The organism is Aquabacterium soli (assembly GCF_003933735.1).
In the GTDB taxonomy this organism is placed as follows: domain Bacteria; phylum Pseudomonadota; class Gammaproteobacteria; order Burkholderiales; family Burkholderiaceae_C; genus Aquabacterium; species Aquabacterium soli.
Genome location: NZ_RSED01000008.1, coordinates 210,861 through 231,821, shown reverse-complemented (window position 1 = coordinate 231,821; position 20,961 = coordinate 210,861). Strand labels below are relative to the sequence as shown.

The following is a 20,961-nucleotide window of genomic DNA, read 5'->3' as shown; positions in this document are numbered from 1 at the left end:
GAAACTCAATTGAAGAAGCCGATGCGCTTGAAATCGCCGAAGTTCATCCAGACCACGAAGGCCTTGCCCACGATGTTCTCTTCGGGTACGAAGCCCCAGTAGCGCGAATCCTGGGAATTGTCGCGGTTGTCGCCCATGGCGTAGAAGTAGCCCTGAGGCACTTTGCAGGTCACGCCTTCCCCGCTGTAACGGCACATCTCTCGGTGAGGAAACTGCTCGATGGCACGCTCGGGAATGTAGCCCGGACGGTCCTTGTCGACCAGGATCCGATGCTCGGCCGCGCCCAGCTTCTCGGAGTACTGCAAGGTGTAGCGCATGCTGTCTTCATCGTAGAACTCTGCCAGCGGCATCTGCTCGATCAGCTTGCCGTTGATGTAGAGCTTCTTGTTGATGTAGGACACCTCATCGCCAGGTACCGCCACCACACGCTTGATGTAGTCGATGCTCGGGTTCACCGGGAAGCGGAACACGATCACATCCCCGCGCTCGGGGTTGTGGTTGTCGACCACCTTCTTGTTGATCACAGGCAGGCGAATGCCGTAGTGGAATTTGTTGACCAAAATCAGGTCACCCACCAGCAGCGTCGGGATCATCGAACCCGACGGGATCTTGAAAGGCTCGAACAGGAAGGAGCGCATCAGGAACACGGCGCAGATCACCGGGAACAGCCCAGCAGTCCAGTCCAGCCACCAGGGCTGCATCAGCAGCCTGGCACGGGCTTCTTCCACGTTGCCATCGACCTGCGAGATGCCTTGCGAGGCCAGTTGGCCACGGCGGGCCTGGTCCTGCTCCAGCAGCCTGGCGGCCGCGGCCTCGCGGGCCGGGCGGAACTTGTAGCGCTCGGCCAGCCAGTACACCAGCGTCACCATCGTGAGGATGAAGAGCAGCAAGGCGAAATTGCCCTGCCATTGCCCCAGGTACCAGCCCCCCAGGTACGCGATCAGCGCCGCGTACAACACACCAGTGATCAAACTCATCAATCGTCCACTTGTAGGATGGCCAGGAACGCTTCTTGAGGCACCTCGACCGAGCCGATCTGCTTCATGCGCTTTTTACCGGCCTTTTGTTTTTCGAGCAGCTTGCGCTTGCGGCTGACGTCGCCACCATAGCATTTTGCCAGCACGTTCTTGCGCAGCGCCTTGATGTTCTCCCGCGCGATGATGTTGGCGCCGATGGCCGCCTGGATGGCCACGTCGTACATCTGACGCGGGATCTGCTCGCGCATCTTGGCGGCCACGGCACGGCCACGGTACTGGCTCTGGCCTCGGTGCACGATCATGGACAACGGATCGACCTTCTCGCCGTTGATCAGGATGTCCACCTTCACCACGTCGGACGCGCGGTACTCCTTGAACTCGTAGTCCATCGACGCATAACCGCGCGACACCGACTTGAGCTTGTCGAAGAAGTCGAGCACGATCTCGGCCAGCGGCAGCTCATAGGTCAGCATGACCTGCTTGCCGTGGTAGGCCATGTTCAGCTGCACGCCACGCTTCTGATTGGCCAGCGTCATCACCACGCCCACATAATCCTGCGGCATGTACAGGTGCACCGTGACGATGGGCTCGCGGATCTCGCGGAAGCGGCCGACATCCGGCATCTTGGAAGGGTTCTCGACCTCCAGCACCTCGCCGTCGTTCATCTCCACCTCATAGACCACGCTGGGCGCGGTGGTCACCAGGTCCTGGTCGAACTCGCGCTCCAGGCGCTCCTGCACGATCTCCATGTGCAGCAGGCCCAGGAAGCCGCAGCGAAAGCCGAAGCCCAGTGCCTGCGACACCTCGGGCTCATAGCGTAGCGAGCTGTCGTTGAGCTTGAGCTTCTCCAGCGCATCGCGCAGCTGGTCGTACTCGCTCGCCTCGGTGGGATACAGCCCTGCAAACACCTGCGGCTGTATCTCCTTGAACCCGGGCAGCGCCTCGGTGGCCGGGCCCGCGTTGTTGGGCATCTTCTTTTCAAGGGTGACGGTGTCGCCCACCTTGGCCGCAGCCAGCTCTTTGATGCCCGCGATGATGAAACCCACCTCGCCAGCATTCAGGCTGTTGCGGTTCTCATTCTTGGGCGTGAACACGCCAAGGTGCTCGATCGGGTAGACCGTGTTGGTTGCCATCATGCGGATGCGCTCACCCTTGTTGAGCTTGCCATCGATCATGCGCACCAGCATCACCACGCCGACGTAGTTGTCGAACCAGGCGTCGATGATCATGGCGCGGGGTGGGCCATCCGGGTTGCCCTGGGGCGGAGGCATGCGTGCCACCACGGCTTCCAGAATGTCGTCGATGCCCATGCCGGTCTTGGCGGAGCAAGGGATGGCGTCGGTGGCATCGATGCCGATGACGTCTTCGATCTCGGCCTTGGCCTGCTCGGGGTCGGCCTGCGGCAGGTCCATCTTGTTGAGGACCGGGATCACCTCCACGCCGAGTTCCAGCGCGGTGTAGCAGTTGGCCACGGTCTGGGCTTCGACGCCCTGGCTGGCATCGACCACCAGCAGCGCGCCCTCGCAGGCGGACAGCGAACGGCTCACTTCATAAGAGAAGTCCACATGCCCCGGGGTGTCGATCAGGTTGAGGTTGTAGATCTGGCCATCCTTGGCCTTGTACTGCAGCGCGGCAGTCTGGGCCTTGATGGTGATGCCACGTTCGCGCTCGATGTCCATCGAGTCGAGAACCTGGGCCTCCATCTCTCGATCACTGAGCCCGCCACAGCGCTGGATGATGCGATCAGCCAGGGTGGATTTGCCGTGATCGATGTGGGCAATGATGGAGAAATTACGGATGTGATTCATAAAAAAAAAGGCACGTCGAAACGGATGACGCGCCTTCCAACAAAAACGTATGGCAACTGCTTGTTGGGCTTTCATTGTAGCCAAAAGCATCCCCGGCAAGCCCCTCCAGACCGGGGTCACGGGGTCGTTGGCGACCGCCCACAGCACATTTTTGCACAGCTTATCCACAGGGCTTTGTGAATAAATCAGGCCAAGTTTCGCGTCGGGGGTGGATTGTAGCGAATCCCTCGGGAACGGCTTCGCGGGCACCTCGCCATCCGCTCCAACTTATCAACATGGCACCGGGGTCTGATGACGCGTTGCGCCAACCTGAAAAAATGTTGGTTTTTTCACAAAGCAAAAAACCAGGACGACATCAGGGTCGCCCCGGCGGCTCTTAGCCTTGTCGGGCAGCTCAGTTGTTGGGCCTGATCACCGCGTACTGGGCCCACTCGCCACGGCGCACCAGCACGCTCACAGGGCGGCTGCGGTCCACCTTGCCAAGTACGGCTTCGAACTGCTTCACGTCCGCCACCTGCACGTTGGCAATGGCCAAGATCACGTCACCCTCACGCAGACCGGCGCGCTGGGCAGGCCCGTCAGCATCGACCACCAGCACGCCGCTGTTGATCTTGAGCTCGCGCTTCTGCTCCGCAGTCAGGCTGGACAGCTCCAGGCCCAGGGCCGATGCGGCCAGCTTGCCTTCGGTCTTGCCTGGCGTGCCGGATGACCCCGCCGCAGCCTGCTGCTTGGGCTTGTCATCAAGCTCAACCACATTGACCGGCAGATCCTTGTAGGCACCGCGGCGGAACACCTGCAGCGTGGCCTTCGTGCCGGGCTTCGTGACACCCACCAGACGCGGCAGATCGCCCGCCTTGTCCACTACCACGCCGTTGAAGCGCGTGATGATGTCACCGGCCTCGACACCTGCCTTGTCGGCCGGACCACCCGGATCGACCATGCGCACCACCGCGCCCTGAGGCTTGGCCAGCCCGAGCGAGTCGGCCACTTCCTTGCTCACAGGCTCGATGGCCACGCCGATGCGGCCACGCACCACCTTGCCACTGGCCCGCAGTTGGTCAGCCACGCGCAGCGCATCGTCGATGGGGATCGAGAATGAGATGCCCATGAAGCCGCCCGAGCGACTGAGTATCTGCGAATTGATGCCGACGACCTCGCCGCGCATGTTGATCAGCGGCCCGCCGGAGTTGCCGGGGTTCACGGCCACATCCGTCTGAATGAAGCGGATCTCTTCACCGGTGTCGCGCGCCTTGGCGCTCACGATGCCGGCTGTGACGGTGTTCTCCAGACCGAAGGGCGACCCGATAGCCATCACCCATTCACCCACCTTGAGCTTGCTCACATCGCCCACACGCACGGCCGGCAGGTTGGAGGCATCGATCTTGACGACCGCAACATCGGTGCGCTTGTCGATGCCCACGACCTTGGCCTTGAGCTCGCGCTGATCCGTCAAGGTGACGTACACATCATCGGCACCATCGACCACATGGGCGTTGGTCATCACGAACCCATCGGCCGTGAGGATGAAGCCGGAGCCCACGCCGCGCGGACGCTCTTCACTTTGCGGCTCGGCTTCCTTGCCGCCCTTGCCCTTGGGCCTGTTCTGCTTGGGCACGGGCTGGCCCGGCATGGGCATGCCGAAGAAGCGGCGGAAGAACTCCTGCATCTGCTCGTCCATCTCCTCGCCCTGCCCCCCCACCTGCACGCGCTGCGTGGTGCGGATGTTGACGACAGAGGGGCTGACCTTGTCGACCAGTTCGGTGAAGTCGGGCAGGCCACGCACGATCGGGGCGGGCTGAGCTGCGGCCACGGGGGCCTGCTGAGCCTGCGCCGGCAAGGGCAGCAATGCGGCGCCCACCAGCACACTGGCCAGCGACATCATGGCGCCCATGCGCGACAGAGGGAACTGTGAACGCAGCAGCATGGAAGAAATCGACAAGGTCATGGACGAGAGGCCTCGAAGGTTGATCAATGGATGACGTGAAGGACAGAAAAATATCTGGGACAGGAGTGTGACCGACAGTTCAGGGCTTGCACGACTCGGATATCGTCGCAGCAGGTAAACAGGCCGTGAAGGTAGCTTGCTCATGCGCCAATCGCATGAGGCGCGTCGCGCCCATCATGGTCGCTGGAATGCCGATGCAAAGCGCACCACGGTGGCGGCCGGCACATCGCCCACCACCGTCAGCCACCAGTCACCGACGCGCCGCTTGAGTGTCTGCGTAGCGCCTTGTGCCAGCATCAGTTCGCGCTCATGGCGCTTGCCGTCAAACGGCTCGATGAACACGGACACGTGGGTGACGCCGTCGCCGAAGACGGCCTGCACGACATCAGGCCCCTGAGCGGCCGGCTCACTGGCGGCCAATGAAGGCGGCACGCCTGAGGCACCACGGCGCACGCACGTCAGCAGGCGGAATCCCGGCGGCAGATCGTTGACCTGCCACCCTTCCTGCGGCAATGTGGTTTTCTTGAGGTCACTGCGCAGCCAGCGCCATCCGACCAGGGACTTGGCATCGGGCAGGGCCCAGCCCCGTGCAGCCGGGGGTTCTAGGTTCACCTGCGTGAAGGCAGTCCACTCCAGCACCTGGCCGTTGGACGCCAGGGTTTCGGTGCGCAGTACCAGGCCGGAGCGCTGCTCTGCCCACACCCGCTGCGCATAACGGAACTGGTCACGGGCACGCAGCAAGAGCACCATGGACGAGTGGCCGGCCCAGCGCTGCTGCCCCACCAGGTCGATCTGATAGACATCGGCCACGCGATCGTCGAGCTGGGCCCAGGGGCGCGGCACACCCAGCAAGGCACCCCGTTGCTGAACGAGCACGGTCTTTTTCTGCGGCCACAGGATCTGGATGTCGTCGTTGTGGCGGTAGATCTGGCGAACGGGGCCATCGAGCGGCTCCATGCGCTCGAACTGCTCATGGCCCTGGACACGGTGGCTGACCTGAACACTGCCGGAACGGCCGGCCGTGCTCATCATGACGGTGCCTTCGTAGCTGCTCTTCTGAGCAGCCTGCCCCATCAGACGCAGCCAGTGCGCGGGCGTGGAGGCCCCAGCCGCAGGAACATGTGCCGCCCCCGGGACGCTGGCCTCGTTGCTGGCGGCATGGGCCATCGTGACCGAGAGGGCCAACGCCACACCGCAGGCGCGCGCGCCATGCGGCAGAGACTTGTTTGGCATCAGGTGGCGCAGCGCTCGTGTCACTCGGGCCCTCCGAGGGCTGCTCAACGCCCTGCGGGCGCCTCGAACGCGACGCTGCGCACCAGCCCGGCGGGCGGCACGAAGGTGCCCGGCGAGGCCAGCTCACGATGGGCTGCCAGGAACTCGTCGAGTTGCGGATCGCGGATGATGACCAAGTGGCCGGCGCGCTCGGCGGCTGCTTCGTTGGCATTGCGGGTGAATGACGACTGGGCGGCCTCGACAGGCTGGCGGGTCATCGAGCTGTCGGCCACCAAGCCGGAGCGCAAGGCGGGCGCCAGCGCAGCCTCCTGGCCGACCCAGCCCTGGGCTGCCACGGGCACCACGGCGTCTCGCCCGCCCTGCGCCAGCTGCGGAGCATTGGGGGAACCTGCCGGGCCCATTTCAGGGTTCAGCGTGGTGACCACGGCCCCCAGGACCATGACGAAGCCTGCGGCCACGGCCACCGGGCCCGCCCAACGCCGGCGGTGCAGCGGATAGGACAAGTTGGCCACTGCAGGTTCGACCACCGGGGGCATCACGGCAGCTGCCAGTGCGGCGGGCGCCAGCACCACGGGCTCCTGGGCCAGACGGGCCCGGAAAGCGTCCAGGAAGGCCTGATCAGACCCAGCGGGCTGGGCCAGACTGTCCGAGCGCATCACATCACCGATCAGCTGATAGGCATGCCAGCGCTCACGCGCGTCTTCCTGGCCGCGCCAGGCTGCACAAGCCCGCGCGATCTCATGGTCGGCCGCCTGCCCATCGGCCAGCGCCGAGAGAGCTTCGTAAGATTTTGCTTCGTCGTCAAATGGGTGATCAGACATGACGCATACCCCGGTTCAGACAGATCGTCGATTCAAGAGACACCGTACAGCAAGAAAAGTTCACATTGCCTTGCCAGCCTGTGCACAAGAGCACGAAATACCCCTCGAACAAGGGTTCACCAGCGCTTGCCATCGCGGGTGTCAAGCAAAGGCTTGAGCCGCTGGGCAATGGCTTCGCGGGCCCGGAAGATCCGCGAACGCACCGTTCCGATCGGGCAGTTCATCATCTCGGAGATCTCTTCGTAGCTCAGCCCTTCGATCTCCCGCAGGGTGATGGCCTGGCGCAATTCGTCAGACAGGGCCTCAATGGCCTCGTTCACCGTCCGGGCAATCTGCCGGCTGGCGAGCACCGATTCGGGTGTCTCGCCATCGGTGAGTTCGTTTTCGACGCGGGAAGTTTCATCGTCGTCATCGCCCGAGCCGGCCAGCGCCGATTCAGACACCAGCGGATCGCGCTTGAGCTGCATCAGCGCCTTCTTGGCGGTGTTGACGGCGATGCGGTAGAGCCAGGTGTAGAAGGCGCTCTCGCCCCGGAACTGCGGCAGGGCCCGGTAGGCGCGGATGAAGGTTTCCTGGGCGATGTCCTCGACCAGGTCCACATCGCGAACCATCCGTGCCACCAGGCGCTCGATGCGGCGGCGGTACTTGATCACCAGCATCTCGAAGGCGCGCTGGTCGCCCTGCTGCACCCGGGCCACGAGCGCGGCATCGACATCCACGGAGGTCTGGGCAGGCGCCACCGGCCCTGTCACACCCGAGGGCTGATCGGCATCCGGAGGGGATCGGTCGGGCGGTGTCATGCCGACCTCCTGGCTGGTTTGGGCAATATGGCTTTCTGTGATGACGTCTGTGCCCATGATGCCACCATCGCCTCAGCCGTCCCGCACTCGTCGGCGGGCGCGGGGCTGAGCCGGCCGGCTGACATCAGGCGCCAGCGCCATGGTCCGCGCAGGGACCGGCCATCGATCCAGCGCCATTGCATTTGAGCAGTACGGCACGCGCCAGCATCAGCGGTCTGCACGCGCACCAGCACTCCGGCACCGAAGTCCATCTCGACACGGAGGTCTAAGGGAATGCCCTCTTCATCGGTCCAGCGAACGGGCGCCCGCTGGCGGGATGGATCATCGAGAGCATGCCGCAAGGCTGGTGGATGCCAGTACACGAGGCGCTCGGCTTGAGGCTCGAGCGCCTTTGCCCAGCGGTACACGGGCACCAGCCAGGCCAGCAAGGGTGCAGCGGCCAACAGCACGGACCACCAGCTTGCCCGCCCCAGCGAAGCATCAAATGCCAGCGAACCCCACCAGACCAACGCCAGGCAGGCCATGACCACGGCCACACACCGACCTGCCACCACACCATGGCTGGGTGACGGCGGCATCAGCCATGCGTGGCCGGGATGCGGGCGGTGGCGGCGCGAAGAACTCAAATGCGCTTGAACACCAGCGAACCGTTGGTGCCGCCGAAGCCGAAGTTGTTCTTCAGGGCCACGTCGATCTTCATCTCGCGCGCCGTGTTGGCGCAGTAATCCAGGTCGCACTCCGGGTCCTGGTTGAAGATGTTGATGGTCGGTGGCGAGATCTGGTGGTGGATGGCCAGCACCGTGAACACCGATTCGATGCCGCCGGCGCCACCCAGCAGGTGGCCGGTCATCGACTTGGTGGAGTTGACCACCAGCTTCTTGGCATGGTCACCGAAGGCCAGCTTGATCGCATTGGTCTCGTTGGTATCGCCCAGCGGGGTGGACGTGCCATGCGCGTTGAGGTACTGCACCTCATCACCATTGATCCCGGCGTTGCGCAGCGCGTTCTGCATGGAGCGCCTGGGGCCGTCCACATCGGGAGCGGTCATGTGATAGGCATCGGCGCTCATGCCGAAGCCGACCAGTTCGGCGTAGATCTTGGCGCCGCGCGCCTTGGCGTGCTCGTACTCTTCGAGCACCATCACGCCGGCGCCTTCGCCCAGCACGAAGCCGTCACGGTCCTTGTCCCAGGGGCGGGACGCGGTGGCCGGATCGTCGTTGCGGGTGGACAGCGCGCGGGCAGCCGCAAAACCACCCACGCCCAACGGCGACACGGTGGATTCGGCACCGCCGGCCACCATGACATCCACATCACCGTACTCGATCATGCGCGCGGCCTGGCCGATGCTGTGCAGGCCGGTGGTGCACGCCGTGACGATGGCCAGGTTGGGCCCCTTGAAGCCGTACTGGATCGACACGTGGCCCGAGATCATGTTGATGATCGAGGCCGGCACGAAGAATGGAGAAATGCGGCGCGCGCCCTTCTCCGTGTATTCCTTGTGGGTCTCCTCGATCAGCGGCAGGCCGCCAATGCCCGAGCCCACCAGGCAGCCAATGCGCTCGGCCACCTCGGGTTTGAGGACCTCGCCCGTGGGCAGGCCCGAATCGCGCACCGCCTGCATGCTGGCCGCGAGCCCGTAATGGATGAAGGTATCCATGTGGCGGGCTTCTTTGGCCGAGATGTAGTCTTCGATGTTGAAGCCCTTGACCTCACCGGCGAACTTGGCCGCCAGGCCCGACGCATCGAACTTGGTGATGTTGGCGATGCCGGGCTTGCCAGCAATGAGGTTCTTCCAGGACTCATCGACCGTGTTGCCCACGGGGGTGACGAGGCCCAGGCCGGTGACGACGACGCGACGACGGGTCATGCTTGGGTAATGGCTGATGTTCGGAGAGAAGACGGACAAGGCCCCGAAGGGCCTTGTTCACGGCTGGAAAGCTCAGGCCTTCACGTGGCCCTTGGCGTAATCGATCGCCAATTGCACGGTGGTGATCTTCTCAGCTTCTTCGTCGGGGATCTCGATGCCGAACTCGTCTTCCAGAGCCATCACCAGTTCAACGGTGTCCAGGGAATCGGCGCCCAGGTCGGCCACGAAGGCCTTTTCGTTGGTGACTTCCGATTCGGCAACACCCAGTTGCTCGGCAATGATCTTTTTGACGCGTGCTTCGATATCGCTCATGACTCCTCCAGGAGGTGGTAACAAGGGGCAGATTCTACCGGCGGAAACGCGACAATTTGGTTTCAGCCCGCAGGACGGGAAATTGAGATGCCCCAACAGATCTCAATACTTCTTCAATTCATGAACATGCCGCCATTCACGTGCATTTCACTGCCAGTGATGTAGGCGGCAGCCGGCGAGGCCAGAAAGGCCACGGCTTCAGCAATGTCTTGCGGCTGCCCCAGGCGGCCCAGCGGTATCTGTGCCTTCAGGGCAGCGTGCTGCTCTTCAGACAGGGCGCGGGTCATGTCGGTGTCGATGAAACCCGGCGCCACGCAGTTGACGGTGATGTTGCGGCTGCCCAGCTCGCGCGCCAGCGCACGGCTCATGCCGGCCACACCGGCCTTGGCCGCCACGTAATTGGCCTGGCCGGCGTTGCCGGTGGCGCCCACCACCGAGGTGACATTGATGATGCGGCCGTGGCGCTGTTTCATCATCGGGCGCATCACTGCGCGGCTGAGGCGGAACACGGACTTGAGGTTGGTGTCGAGCACCGCGTCGAAGTCTTCGTCCTTCATGCGCATGGCCAGGGTGTCGCGGGTGATGCCCGCGTTGTTGACCAGCACATGCAGCCCACCGAATTCCTTGACGATTCCCTCGATCAGCGCATCGGCCGCAGCGGCGTCATTGACGTTGAGCACCGCGCCACGGCTGCCCGGGAAGGCGGCGAGCGCCTCCGAGATGCCCTGGGCACCGGCTTCGGAGGTGGCCGTGCCGATCACGGTGAAGCCCCGCTGGGCCAGGGTGCGGGCAATGGCCTGGCCGATGCCGCGGCTGGCGCCGGTGACCAGCGCAATCGGGGGGGTGTTCTCGCTCATGCCAGCAGCCCTTTCGCCTCTTGCAGCGAGGCAGGATCGAACACAGCGGCCGACACGAGATCGCCGTCGATGCGCTTGACCATGCCTGCCAGCACCTTGCCAGGGCCACACTCGATCACGTGTGTGAGGCCACGGGCTTTGAGCGCCTGGATGGTTTCCACCCAGCGCACCGGCCCAAAGGCCTGGCGATACAGGGCATCACGGATCGCATCGGCCTCGGTCGCTGCGGCCACATCGATGTTGTTGATCACCGGGATGGCCGGCACGGCAAAGGGCGTGGCGGCCAGCTTTTCCTTCAGGCGCTCCGCGGCAGGCTTCATCAGGCTGGAGTGGAACGGCGCGGACACAGGCAATGGCAGTGCGCGCTTGGCGCCAGCCGCCTTGAGCACCTCGCAGGCCTTTTCGACACCGGCCTTGGTGCCGGCGATCACCGTCTGCTTCGGATCGTTGAAGTTCACCGCTTCGACCGCCTCACCGGACAGCCTGGCCGCCTCCAGGCAACCAGCCTTCACAGCCTCAGCGTCCATCCCCAGGATGGCAGCCATGCCGCCTGTGCCCACGGGCACGGCCTCTTGCATGGATTGGGCACGGAAACGCACCAGCGGCAACGCATCTTTCAATGTGAGCACGCCGGCGGCCACCAGGGCGGTGTACTCGCCCAGCGAATGGCCAGCCACAGCAGCGGGCACCAGGCCCGTGTCGGCCTGCCAGGCGCGCCAGCACGCCACGCCAGCGGTGAGCATCACAGGCTGTGTGTTGGTGGTCAGGTCCAGTTGCTCCTTGGGGCCCTGCGCGATCAGGGCAGCGATGTCTTCGCCCAGGGCGTCGGACGCTTCAACCAGCGTGGCGCGCACGGCGGGGTGATCACCCCAGGCGTCGAGCATGCCCACCGACTGCGAGCCTTGTCCAGGAAACACGAATGCGAAAGCGGTCATGGCGTGTTGTTGTGTTGATGTTGTGGGGGAGATGCTGCGGCGCAGGCGCTCAGTAATCCAGCAGGACGGCGCCCCAGGTGAAGCCGCCGCCCATGCCTTCGAGCAACAGCCGTTGGCCGCGCTGGACCTGGCCTTGCCGAACGGCGTGGTCCAGCGCCAGGGGAATCGAGGCAGCCGAGGTGTTGCCGTGCTGGTCCACGGTGACCACCAACTGGTCCATGCGCATGCCCAGCTTGCGTGCGGCCGTCTGCATGATACGGATGTTGGCCTGGTGGGGCACCAGCCAGTCCACCGACCCCGCATCGACGCCCGCGGCAGACAACACCTCGCTGGTGACGCTGTCCATCACGCTGATGGCCAGCTTGAACACGGCCTGGCCCTGCATCTTGAGAAAGGGATCGCCCAGCACGTGCCCGCCCGCGATGGCGCCAGGTGCGCACAGGATGTCGGCGTGGCGGCCATCGGCATGCAAGCGCGAGGCCAGGATGCCGGGCTGGTCACTGGCTTCGAGCACCACCGCGCCGGCACCGTCACCGAACAGCACACAGGTGGTGCGGTCCTTGAAATCCAGCAGGCGCGAAAACACCTCTGCGCCGATGATCAGCGCCTTGCGCGCCGCGCCCGAGCGGATCATGCTGTCGGCCACGCCAAGTGCATAGACGAAACCGGAGCACACGGCCTGCACGTCGAAGGCGGCGCAGCCAGCCACACCCAGCTTGTGCTGGATCAGGCAGGCGGTGGAGGGAAACACCATGTCCGGCGTGGACGTTGCGCAGATGATGAGGTCGATGTCAGACGGCTCGCAGCCGGCGGCCTCGATGGCCTGGCGCGCGGCCTGCACCCCCAGATCACTGGAGGTGACGCCCTCGTCGGCGAAATGCCGGAAGCGGATGCCGGTGCGCTCCACGATCCAGTCATCGGATGTCTCGACACCGTCTCGGGCCAGTTGCTCGGCGAGCGCCTGGTTGCTCAGACGCCTGGGTGGCAGGTAGCTGCCTGTTCCGGCAATGCGGGCGTACGTGGTTCGCGCCGCCGCCCCGCCGGACACGGGGGATGTTTGGGTCATCGAGTAGAGGTCAGGCCACGCGCCCCACGGGGGTATGCGGGGTTGACGTGACACCATCACCTTGTGGGTTGTCTACGGAAGGTTGTGCACCCTCCGCTGGAAGACTGCCCACGGTGGCCGCGATGCGGTCGTGGACACGGTCCAGCAGACGGTGCCGGGCCGCATGATAGGCCCTGTTGAGGGCCTGCTCGAAAGAAAAGGCATCCGCCGAGCCATGGCTTTTGAACACCAGCCCCCTCAAACCCAGCAAGGCAGCACCGTTGTAACGGCGGTGATCCATGCGCTTTTTGAAGTGCGATAGAACCGGAAGCGCGACGATGGCCACAAGCTTGGTGAAGATGTTACGAGTGAACTCTTGCTTGATGACTGACGCAAACAGCGTGGCCAGGCCTTCGGCCGTCTTGAGCGCCACGTTGCCGACGAAGCCGTCGCACACCACCAGATCGGTCGTGCCCTTGAAAATGTCGTTGCCTTCGACGTTGCCGTGGAAGTTGATGGCACCCCGGGCATCGGCCTGACGCAACAGTTCGCCGGCCTGCTTGATGACATCGTTGCCCTTGATCATCTCTTCGCCGATGTTGAGCAGACCCACCGTGGGGTTCTCCTTGCCATCGACGGCAGCCACCAGCGCAGAGCCCATCACGGCGAACTGCAGCAGGTGTTCGGCGCTGCAATCGACGTTGGCCCCCAGGTCCAGCACCGTGGTGTAGCCATCGTGCTGGTTGGGCATCACCGAGGCGATGGCTGGGCGGTCGATGCCCTGCACCGTCTTGAGCAGGTAGCGGGCCACGGCCATCAGTGCGCCGGTGTTGCCGGCGGACACGCACGCATGCGCTTTGGATGCACCGTCTTCACCCAGCTTGACCTGGCTGATGGCCACGCGCATGGACGAATCCTTCTTGCGTCGCAGGGCCACCTCGACCGGATCGTCCATCGAGACGACCTCGGTGGCCTCAACGAGCGTGACGCGTGACCAGCCCTTGGCGGGTGCGATGGCATCGGCCAGGCCCACCAGCACCAACTCCGCGTCGGGATGGTGCTCCAGGAAGGCCTTGCAAGCAGGCAGCGTGATGGACGGACCGTTGTCCCCGCCCATGCAGTCCACGGCGATGCGCACGGGACCTTGCAAATCAGGCAGGGGATGGCGGCCCGCCACCGGGGAAGCAGAGGCAGGAAGCGCAGAAGAATTCATGAAGGGGCACCGGATCAGGCGCGAACCCGTGACGCACGAATGGCGGCATGCGGGGTGGGCCTGAACAGACTATGGGCCGGAAGTCTGGCAATTGCCAGCGCGACCAGCCCGTCGAGCATGACGACTGGTGAAGCCAGCCTCATACGGAAATAGAGTTCGACCCAACGGGCCGCGCCGGGCGCGGCCGCCGGACAGCGTCAGGCGTCAGCCTTGGTCTTGAGGACCTTGCGACCGCGGTAGAAACCGGTCGGGCTGATGTGGTGACGCAGGTGCACTTCGCCGGTGGTGGGCTCGATGGCGGTACCCGGGGTGACCAGGGCGTTGTGCGAGCGGTGCATGCCACGCTTGGAAGGCGACTTTTTGTTCTGCTGAACGGCCATGTTGGACTCCAATATCGGGCAAGGCCCGAAGCAGGGGCGCGGGATCCACTGCCATCACACCCCTCAATGCACGGCTTGGCAGCCATGATCTGGGGCGCTGCATCAAGACCGGCCTGCCCCTAAAACGAGGCGGCGACCACATGACGCATCAGCATCGAACCCTGCGCGGGTTGAATTCAGTTGACTTCTCCGGATAAATGAATACCCGGAAAACCCGAGATTCTAGCACGCGATACCCAAGGTGCTCAAGATTTGTCACCTGAAGGGCCGCTGTTGCCGCTCTTTTTAAGCTGGGCCAGCACGGCAAAAGGGTTTTTGCGGGGGCTTCCCTCGGAGAGAGAGCCCTCGGGGCCTTCCTCGGCCTCGTCATCGTCCGCGCCGGGATCCGACACGGACATCTTGGGCGGCTGAGGACACTCTTCATGGCGGGGCACCAGGGGCGAAGCCATGATCAGTTCGTCCTCGACCAGATCGAGCAGGTCGAAGCTGCGGCTGGTGACGAGCACGTCGTCGTCCATGTCGGCGTCCAGCTCGGCAGCCAGGGATTCGTCGGCCACGAAACGGATGCTGCGCTCGAACTCTACCGGCAACACCACCGGCTGCAGGCAACGCTGACACACCCACGGCAACATGGCGTGGGCACTCAGGTCGAGCCAGCGCTGGGGCTCACCCACACGCTGGGGCACCAGCCGGCCCTGAGCCTGCCAGCTGACCGGCTCGATCGTGTCCAGAGCCACCTCAGGGGGCACGCCCTCGGCCATGCGGGGCAGCTCGTCCAGGGGGGAGAGGCCGTCCAGGGGAGCCTCTGTGTCGATGAAGGCCCCGATGTCGATCTTGCGGGGTTGGTACTGACGCGGTTTCATGCGCGCAGTGTAGGCGCAAGGCCGCACCCCGCACAGACGACAATGGCGACATGCCTGACAAGTTGCCCTCCCCCGCACTGGTGCTCGGCTCGACCTCGCGGTACCGTCGCGAGCTGCTTGAGCGACTGGGCCTGCCCTTCGAGATTCGCGCCCCCGAGGTGGACGAGACACCGCACGCCGGCGAAGCCCCTCTGGCCCTGGCCGTGCGGCTGGCCGAAGCCAAGGCAGCCGCCGTGGCAGCCTCATTCGCTGGCACGGATGCGACGATGCGGGATGTGGTAGTGATCGGCTCGGACCAGGTGGCCGACCTGGATGGCCTCGCACTGGGCAAGCCCCTCGCACACGACAAGGCCACCGCCCAGTTGCGCGCCATGAGCGGGCGCACAGTGCTGTTCCACACGGCGGTGGCCGTGGCGCGCCCCGCCACCGGACAGTGCTGGCAGGCCGTCGACACGGTCAAGGTTCACATGCGCCCTCTCAGCGCACAGGACATCGAGACCTACCTGCGGCTGGAGCAGCCCTATGACTGCGCGGGCAGCGCAAAAGTGGAAGGGCTGGGCATTGTGCTGATCGACCGCATCGAATCCGACGACCCGACCACCCTGGTCGGCCTGTCGTTGATCACCGTGGCCCGCCTGCTGCGCGAGGCCGGGCTGGATGTGCTGGCGCAACGCGCCGCCGCCCAGCCGTGACCGCCCCTCCCTGAATTTCTTCCGATGCTTGCCATGAATGACCAAACCGCCCGCCGCGCTACTGGACGCCTGCTGCTGATCCCCAACACGCTGGACCTGGGCAGCGTTCCCGAAGGCCAGCCTTTGCCGGATCTGCAGGCCGTGCTGCCGCTGGGGGCGCTGCAGGCAGCCGCCAGGCTGCAGCACTGGGTGGCGGAGAACGCCAAGACCACCCGCGCCTTTCTCAAGCGGGTGGACGCGGTGGCGCGGCTGCAGACACCGCTGCAGCAACTGCACATCGAGGTGCTGCCCCGTCCACCCAAGGGCGGCGCGCCCGCGGGCACCCCGACAGCAGCATGGGATGCGCTGCTGGCGCCGGCCCTGCAGGGGCACGATGTGGGCCTGATCTCGGAGGCCGGGCTGCCCGGTGTGGCCGATCCGGGCGCAGGCCTGGTGCTGGCCGCCCACAAGGCCGGTGTGCCCGTGCTGCCGATCTCGGGGCCCAGCTCACTGGTGCTTGCGCTGGCCGGCAGCGGCCTGAACGGCCAGAGCTTCGCCTTCGTCGGCTACCTGCCGACCGACACGGCGGCCCGCGCGCAACGCGTGCGAGAGCTGGAGCAATACTCCCGCAAGCAGCGCCAGACACAGCTGGTGATCGAGACGCCATACCGCAACACCGCCCTGGCCCAGGCCTTGGTGCAGACCTTGCAGCCCGACACCCTGCTGTCCATCAGTTGCGGCCTCACGCTGGAGAACGGCTGGTGCCAGACCCACCTCGTGTCGCACTGGCGGCAGCAAGCGCTGTCCCTGCCGGACCACATTCCGGCCGTCTTTGCGTGGCTGGCCGCTTGAACAAGGCCTTCCGCCCCCCGACGCGGCGCCGTTCTTGACACAATCCAGGCAGAGGCCGCTGAGCGCCCTCGCCTACGCTCTTCAACACCAGCCTGATCGCACCGTGAGCACCCTGTCACTCGACCCGTCCACCTCGCACACCCTGCCAGGGCGCCTGGCCACGCAACTGAGTCATGCCAGCCTGCTGCCCTTCGTGGCGGGGGTGGTGTTCATCTGGCTGCTGTCCGGGCGGGTGCAGGCAGAGCCCTTCTTCTTTCTGGTGGGCGCGCTGACCAGCTATGCCGCCTTGGTGATCTCCTTCCTGGGCGGTCTGCCCTGGGGCCTGGCCGTGCGCGTGCGCCCTGAAGACACCGACCATGCCCTGGTGCAGCGCACGCTGTGGACGGGCCTGATCCGCCTGGTGACCGCCTGGATCGCGGTGAACATGCCGCCGCACGCCGGACTGGTCGTGCTGGGTGCCCTGCTGATCGTCGGCTACCTGATCGACCGGCGCCTGTACCCGCTGCTGGGTGCCAGCGGATGGCTGACCTTGCGCTTTCGCCTGACGATCGTGGCCAGCCTGAGCTGCTTCCTGGCCGCCGCCCAACTTTGACCACGACCCGCATGATCGAATACCTCATCGAACCGGCCCAGACGAACGCCCATCGCTACACCGTCACGCTCAAGCTGCCCCGGCCCGATGGCCCGGTGCGCCTGAGCCTTCCGGTATGGATCCCGGGCAGCTACCTGGTGCGCGAGTTCGCACGCCACGTGATGGGCCTGCAGGCATCGCAGGGCAAGACACCCTGCCAATTGGTGCAGGAGGACAAGACCACCTGGCTGGTGCACGCCCCCGGCCGCGGCGCCTTGAGCGTGCGCTACGAGGTGTATGCCAACGACACCTCGGTGCGGGCAGCCTTCCTGGATGCACGCCGCGGCTTCTTCAACGGCACCAGCGTGTTCCTGCGCGTTGAAGGCCGCGAAGCGCAGCCACACCGCGTGCGCATCGCCGGCCTGCCCAAGGGCTGGGCTGTTGCCACCGCCCTGCGCCCCGCCGAGGTCGACCAGCAGGGCCAGGGCTGGTACGAGGCTGCCCACTACGACGAACTGGTGGACCACCCCGTCGAGCTGGGCCGCTTCTGGCGGGGACGCTTCACCGCCAAGGGCGTGCCGCATGAGCTGGTGGTGACCGGAGCGGCCGACGATGCAGACCTGGAGCGCCTGATGTCAGACACCCAGCGCCTGTGCGAATCCCAGATTGCCTTCTGGCATGGCCGCCGCAAGCCTGCCTTCGATCGATACGTGTTTCTGCTCAATGTGGTGGAAGACGGCTACGGTGGGCTGGAACACCGCGAGAGCACCGCCCTGATCTGTGCGCGCCGCGACATTCCGCGCCGTGGGCAGGACACCGCACCCAGCGAGGCCTACACCACCTTGCTGGGCCTGATCAGCCACGAGTATTTCCACACCTGGAACGTCAAGCGGCTCAAGCCCCGCGAGTTTGCGCCCTACGACTACACGCAGGAGAACTACACACGCATGCTGTGGTTCTTCGAGGGCTTCACGTCCTATTACGACGACCAGTTCCTGCTGCGCACACAACGCATCGATGCCGCGCAGTACCTTCGCCTGCTGGCCAAGCCGGCCAACCAGGTGCTGTCCACACCCGGGCGCCACCTGCAAAGCGTGGCCCAGGCCAGCTTCGACGCCTGGACACGCTACTACCGCCCCGACGAGAACACAGCCAATGCCACGGTGAGCTACTACACCAAGGGCTCGCTGGTGGCCCTGGCGCTGGACCTGTCGCTGCGGCTGACCCCGGCACGGCCCGATGGCACGCAGCCCAGCCTGGATGGCGTGATGCACCGCCTGTGGGCCTTGCAGCGGCCCATCACCGAAGACGACGTGACCACGGCCCTGAGCGATGAGGCCTCAAGCCCACCACGGCATGCCGCCGACTGGCACGCCCTGCTGGCCGCCTGGGTGCACGGCACCGGTGACCTGCCCTTGCAGGAGTTGCTGGCTGAATTCGGCGTGCAATGGACCACGCGCGCAGGCCCCGCCGCGCAGCAGTTGGGCCTGCGCGTGCAGGAGTCCGCCGGCAGCCTGAAGGCCCAGGCGGTGATGCACGGCAGCCAGGCCGAGTCTGCCGGGATCAGTGCCGGCGATGAACTCATTGCGCTGGACAACTGGCGCCTGCGCCGCATCGACGACCTGTCGCAATGGCGACGCGCCGACAAGGCTCAGTCCCTGCTGATCTGCCGGGACCAGCAACTGCAGACCCTGACCGTGCCAGCTGCGCAAGCAGGGAACGGGGCACAGCTGGTGGCCTTGAGCCTGGGCGGTGCGGCCGGCTCGGCGGCCGAGGCGCGCCGACGCCTGTGGCTGGGCCACTGACCAGGCAGGCATGGCACAAGGGTCTGGTTCGCGCCCACCGTCCGCGTGGCGTCGCCGTGCGGCCCTGGTCGCGGTCGTGGCCGGCGTGCTGCTGGCCCATGCCCTCGTCACACGTGGTGTGATGGGGCAGATGGAGTCGATGGGCGCGGACGGGCCCACAATCAAGCGGATGGAGGCCGTGATGGTGGCCGACATGCGCTTGAGCGCTCCGCCGGTGGTGGCAGCCCCGCCGCCGATGCATCCTCCTGCCGCGCTTGCGTCACCAGCCGCCCCGCAAGCCGCCTCTGCCGCTTCCAAACCGGCTTCTGCCCCGGCGCCCGACAACGCCGCCAGCGAAGAGCTTTTGCCCGAGACCCAGGCTGCTGCTGCCTCGCAAGCCGCAGAGCCCGCCGCGAGCGAAACGCTGGTGGCCGCAGCAGAATCCGCCTCAGCCGCGAGCTCGCCAGAGGCCTTCGCGCCGGTCGTCGCCACCGCCGCCAGCGCAACCATCGACGATGCCAAGCCTTTCGAATGGCCCCTGGCCACCCGCGTGACCTTCAAGGCCGAGGGCTACATCCGTGGCCCCATCTACGGACAGGCGCAGGTGGAATGGGTGCGCCAGGACATGCGCTACCAGGTGCGCGTGGATGCCTCGGTGGGGCCCAGCTTCGCACCGCTGGGATCACAGCGCTGGACGAGCGAAGGCGACATCACGCCGGCAGGCCTGGTGCCAAGGCGATTCGAGTCCATCAACAAGCTGTTGATCAGCAGCGGCACGCCGCGCCGTGTGACCTTCCATACCGACGAGATAGAGCTGTCCGATGGGCACCGCGAGCCCAAGCTGCCCCTGGTGCAAGATCCCGCCAGCCACTACATCCAGCTGGCCTACATGGCCTTGCTCAAGCCCGACACGCTGAAAGTGGGGGGCACCTTGTCGATGCCCCTGGCCTGGACCAACCAACAGGACACCGTCGTCTACGACATCGAGGCGCAGGAGGCGCTGGACACCCCGCTGGGCAAGATCGACACCTTCAGGCTCAAGCCCCGGCCGCTGGCAAGCCAGAAGGAAAGGGAGAAGGAAAGAGGCGAAGTGCTGGCCGAGATCTGGATCGCCCCCAGCCTGCAGTACCTGCCCATCCGCATGCTGCTGCGCCAGGGCAAGGTCAACTATGTGGACATGAAGATGGACAAGATGCCGCAGCAGGCGGCAGCCCCCGCACCGGTGGCCCCGCCATGAGAAAGATGATCAGCCGCCGCCCTTGGCGGCCTTGACCAGACGCTGCTCGACCACATTGGCTGGTGCTGCGGCCGCCAGCCGGCTGCCGTCTTCGAAGAACATGGCCGGCGTGCCGTTGACGCGCAGGCGCTGTGCCATGGCCAAATTGCGCTGCGTCGGTGAAGCGCACAGGCCGAGCGCACGCGGAGGGGCTTGCCCATCAAGCATCCAGTCACGCCAGGCCTGGGTGCGGTCTTTCGCGCACCAGACGTTCTCCGTCTTGGCCTTAGAGTCATCACCCAGGATGGGAATGACGAAGGTGTACACGGTCACATCCTTGATCTGCTGCAGTGATTTCTCGAGGTGCTTGCAATAGCCGCAATTGGGATCGGCGAACACCACCAGCTTGCGCTGGCCATTGCCGTTCTTCCACACCACGGCATCCTTGACCGGCAAGGTGGCGAAATCGATGCGGTTGATCTGCTCCAGGCGTTCTTCGGTGAGGTTGCGCTTGGACTGGGTGTCGATGAGGCTGCCGTCCAGGATGTAATCACCCTTGGCGTCGGTATAGATCAGGTGATCGCCGGCGCGGACCTCGATCAGCCCAGCCAGCGGCGCAGGCCGCATCTCTTCGACGGCTGGCAGGGAAGGCAGACGTTGGGCCAGCTTCTGCTTGAGCGCAGCCTGCTGGGCTGCGGGCACAGCGTTCTGAGCCAACGCCGGCACGGCGGCCAGAGCGGCCAGCGCAACAGCGATGAAAGTACCCCGCATGGGGCGCGCGAAAACTTGCATGGGGGATCCTTTTGCTCTC

General features: G+C 65.2%; 21 protein-coding genes. 5 read left to right on the top strand and 16 right to left on the bottom strand.

All coding sequences use genetic code 11. The features are described from left to right. Positions 1-5: 5 nt before the first annotated feature. The 15 genes from lepB to EIP75_RS12300 all read right to left on the bottom strand — a co-directional run bounded on the left by lepB (position 6) and on the right by EIP75_RS12300 (position 15,056). Entirely contained in the window at positions 6-977 is a 972-nt protein-coding gene (gene lepB / locus EIP75_RS12370) for a signal peptidase I (protein WP_125243562.1), read from the bottom strand. Beyond that, entirely contained in the window at positions 977-2,785 is a 1,809-nt protein-coding gene (gene lepA, locus EIP75_RS12365; protein WP_125243561.1) for a translation elongation factor 4, read from the bottom strand. The genes lepB and lepA overlap by 1 nt, the downstream gene beginning before the upstream one ends. Before the next feature lie 394 nt (positions 2,786-3,179). Further along, on the bottom strand, positions 3,180-4,709 hold the full coding sequence (locus EIP75_RS12360) for a DegQ family serine endoprotease (protein ID WP_125243560.1): 1,530 nt from the start codon (positions 4,707-4,709) through the stop codon (positions 3,180-3,182). 195 nt (positions 4,710-4,904) lie between these two features. Further along, positions 4,905-5,963: a MucB/RseB C-terminal domain-containing protein gene (locus tag EIP75_RS12355; protein WP_125243559.1), complete on the bottom strand. Its 1,059-nt coding sequence runs from the start codon at positions 5,961-5,963 to the stop codon at positions 4,905-4,907. A 44-nt stretch (positions 5,964-6,007) separates the two neighbouring features. Next, a complete protein-coding gene (locus EIP75_RS12350) occupies positions 6,008-6,784 on the bottom strand; it encodes a sigma-E factor negative regulatory protein (RefSeq protein WP_125243558.1) in 777 nt (258 codons plus the stop codon). A gap of 116 nt (positions 6,785-6,900) precedes the next feature. Next, a complete protein-coding gene (rpoE, locus tag EIP75_RS12345; RefSeq protein ID WP_125243557.1) occupies positions 6,901-7,584 on the bottom strand; it encodes an RNA polymerase sigma factor RpoE in 684 nt (227 codons plus the stop codon). Further along, the gene (locus EIP75_RS12340) at positions 7,581-8,120 is read right to left on the bottom strand and encodes a hypothetical protein (protein ID WP_125243556.1); all 540 of its coding nucleotides are present in this window, start codon (positions 8,118-8,120) and stop codon (positions 7,581-7,583) included. Before EIP75_RS12340 ends, rpoE begins: the two co-directional genes overlap by 4 nt. A gap of 86 nt (positions 8,121-8,206) precedes the next feature. Beyond that, complete coding sequence (gene fabF / locus EIP75_RS12335) at positions 8,207-9,451, bottom strand: beta-ketoacyl-ACP synthase II (protein ID WP_125243555.1); 1,245 nt, start codon at positions 9,449-9,451, stop codon at positions 8,207-8,209. Between the two features lie 72 nt (positions 9,452-9,523). Continuing rightward, positions 9,524-9,763: an acyl carrier protein gene (gene acpP / locus EIP75_RS12330; RefSeq protein ID WP_125243554.1), complete on the bottom strand. Its 240-nt coding sequence runs from the start codon at positions 9,761-9,763 to the stop codon at positions 9,524-9,526. A 113-nt stretch (positions 9,764-9,876) separates the two neighbouring features. Beyond that, complete coding sequence (gene fabG / locus EIP75_RS12325; protein ID WP_125243553.1) at positions 9,877-10,620, bottom strand: 3-oxoacyl-ACP reductase FabG; 744 nt, start codon at positions 10,618-10,620, stop codon at positions 9,877-9,879. Then, positions 10,617-11,555: an ACP S-malonyltransferase gene (gene fabD / locus EIP75_RS12320; protein ID WP_125243552.1), complete on the bottom strand. Its 939-nt coding sequence runs from the start codon at positions 11,553-11,555 to the stop codon at positions 10,617-10,619. The genes fabG and fabD overlap by 4 nt, the downstream gene beginning before the upstream one ends. Before the next feature lie 49 nt (positions 11,556-11,604). Beyond that, on the bottom strand, positions 11,605-12,621 hold the full coding sequence (locus EIP75_RS12315; RefSeq protein ID WP_125243551.1) for a beta-ketoacyl-ACP synthase III: 1,017 nt from the start codon (positions 12,619-12,621) through the stop codon (positions 11,605-11,607). A gap of 10 nt (positions 12,622-12,631) precedes the next feature. Further along, positions 12,632-13,738: a phosphate acyltransferase PlsX gene (gene plsX, locus EIP75_RS12310; RefSeq protein WP_420797165.1), complete on the bottom strand. Its 1,107-nt coding sequence runs from the start codon at positions 13,736-13,738 to the stop codon at positions 12,632-12,634. 272 nt (positions 13,739-14,010) lie between these two features. Beyond that, the gene (rpmF, locus tag EIP75_RS12305) at positions 14,011-14,193 is read right to left on the bottom strand and encodes a 50S ribosomal protein L32 (protein WP_009552540.1); all 183 of its coding nucleotides are present in this window, start codon (positions 14,191-14,193) and stop codon (positions 14,011-14,013) included. Positions 14,194-14,438: 245 nt separating this feature from the next. Further along, positions 14,439-15,056: a YceD family protein gene (locus EIP75_RS12300; RefSeq protein WP_233584824.1), complete on the bottom strand. Its 618-nt coding sequence runs from the start codon at positions 15,054-15,056 to the stop codon at positions 14,439-14,441. 50 nt (positions 15,057-15,106) lie between these two features. Between EIP75_RS12300 and EIP75_RS12295 the strand changes: the two genes are divergently transcribed. From EIP75_RS12295 to EIP75_RS12275, 5 genes are all read left to right on the top strand, one after another. After that, complete coding sequence (locus tag EIP75_RS12295; RefSeq protein ID WP_125243549.1) at positions 15,107-15,748, top strand: Maf family nucleotide pyrophosphatase; 642 nt, start codon at positions 15,107-15,109, stop codon at positions 15,746-15,748. 33 nt (positions 15,749-15,781) lie between these two features. After that, positions 15,782-16,579, top strand: a complete 798-nt coding sequence (locus tag EIP75_RS12290; protein WP_125243548.1) for an SAM-dependent methyltransferase — start codon at positions 15,782-15,784, stop codon at positions 16,577-16,579. A 103-nt stretch (positions 16,580-16,682) separates the two neighbouring features. Then, a complete protein-coding gene (locus tag EIP75_RS12285) occupies positions 16,683-17,171 on the top strand; it encodes a DUF3429 domain-containing protein (protein WP_233584823.1) in 489 nt (162 codons plus the stop codon). Between the two features lie 11 nt (positions 17,172-17,182). Beyond that, positions 17,183-18,955 (top strand): M61 family metallopeptidase, encoded by a 1,773-nt coding sequence (locus EIP75_RS12280; RefSeq protein WP_125243547.1) that lies wholly within the window; start codon positions 17,183-17,185, stop codon positions 18,953-18,955. Positions 18,956-18,965: 10 nt separating this feature from the next. Next, the gene (locus EIP75_RS12275) at positions 18,966-20,171 is read left to right on the top strand and encodes a DUF3108 domain-containing protein (RefSeq protein ID WP_125243546.1); all 1,206 of its coding nucleotides are present in this window, start codon (positions 18,966-18,968) and stop codon (positions 20,169-20,171) included. A gap of 9 nt (positions 20,172-20,180) precedes the next feature. Here the strand turns inward: EIP75_RS12275 and EIP75_RS12270 are convergent, their stop codons facing one another. After that, positions 20,181-20,942, bottom strand: a complete 762-nt coding sequence (locus EIP75_RS12270) for a DsbC family protein (protein WP_233584822.1) — start codon at positions 20,940-20,942, stop codon at positions 20,181-20,183. Positions 20,943-20,961: the final 19 nt, after the last annotated feature.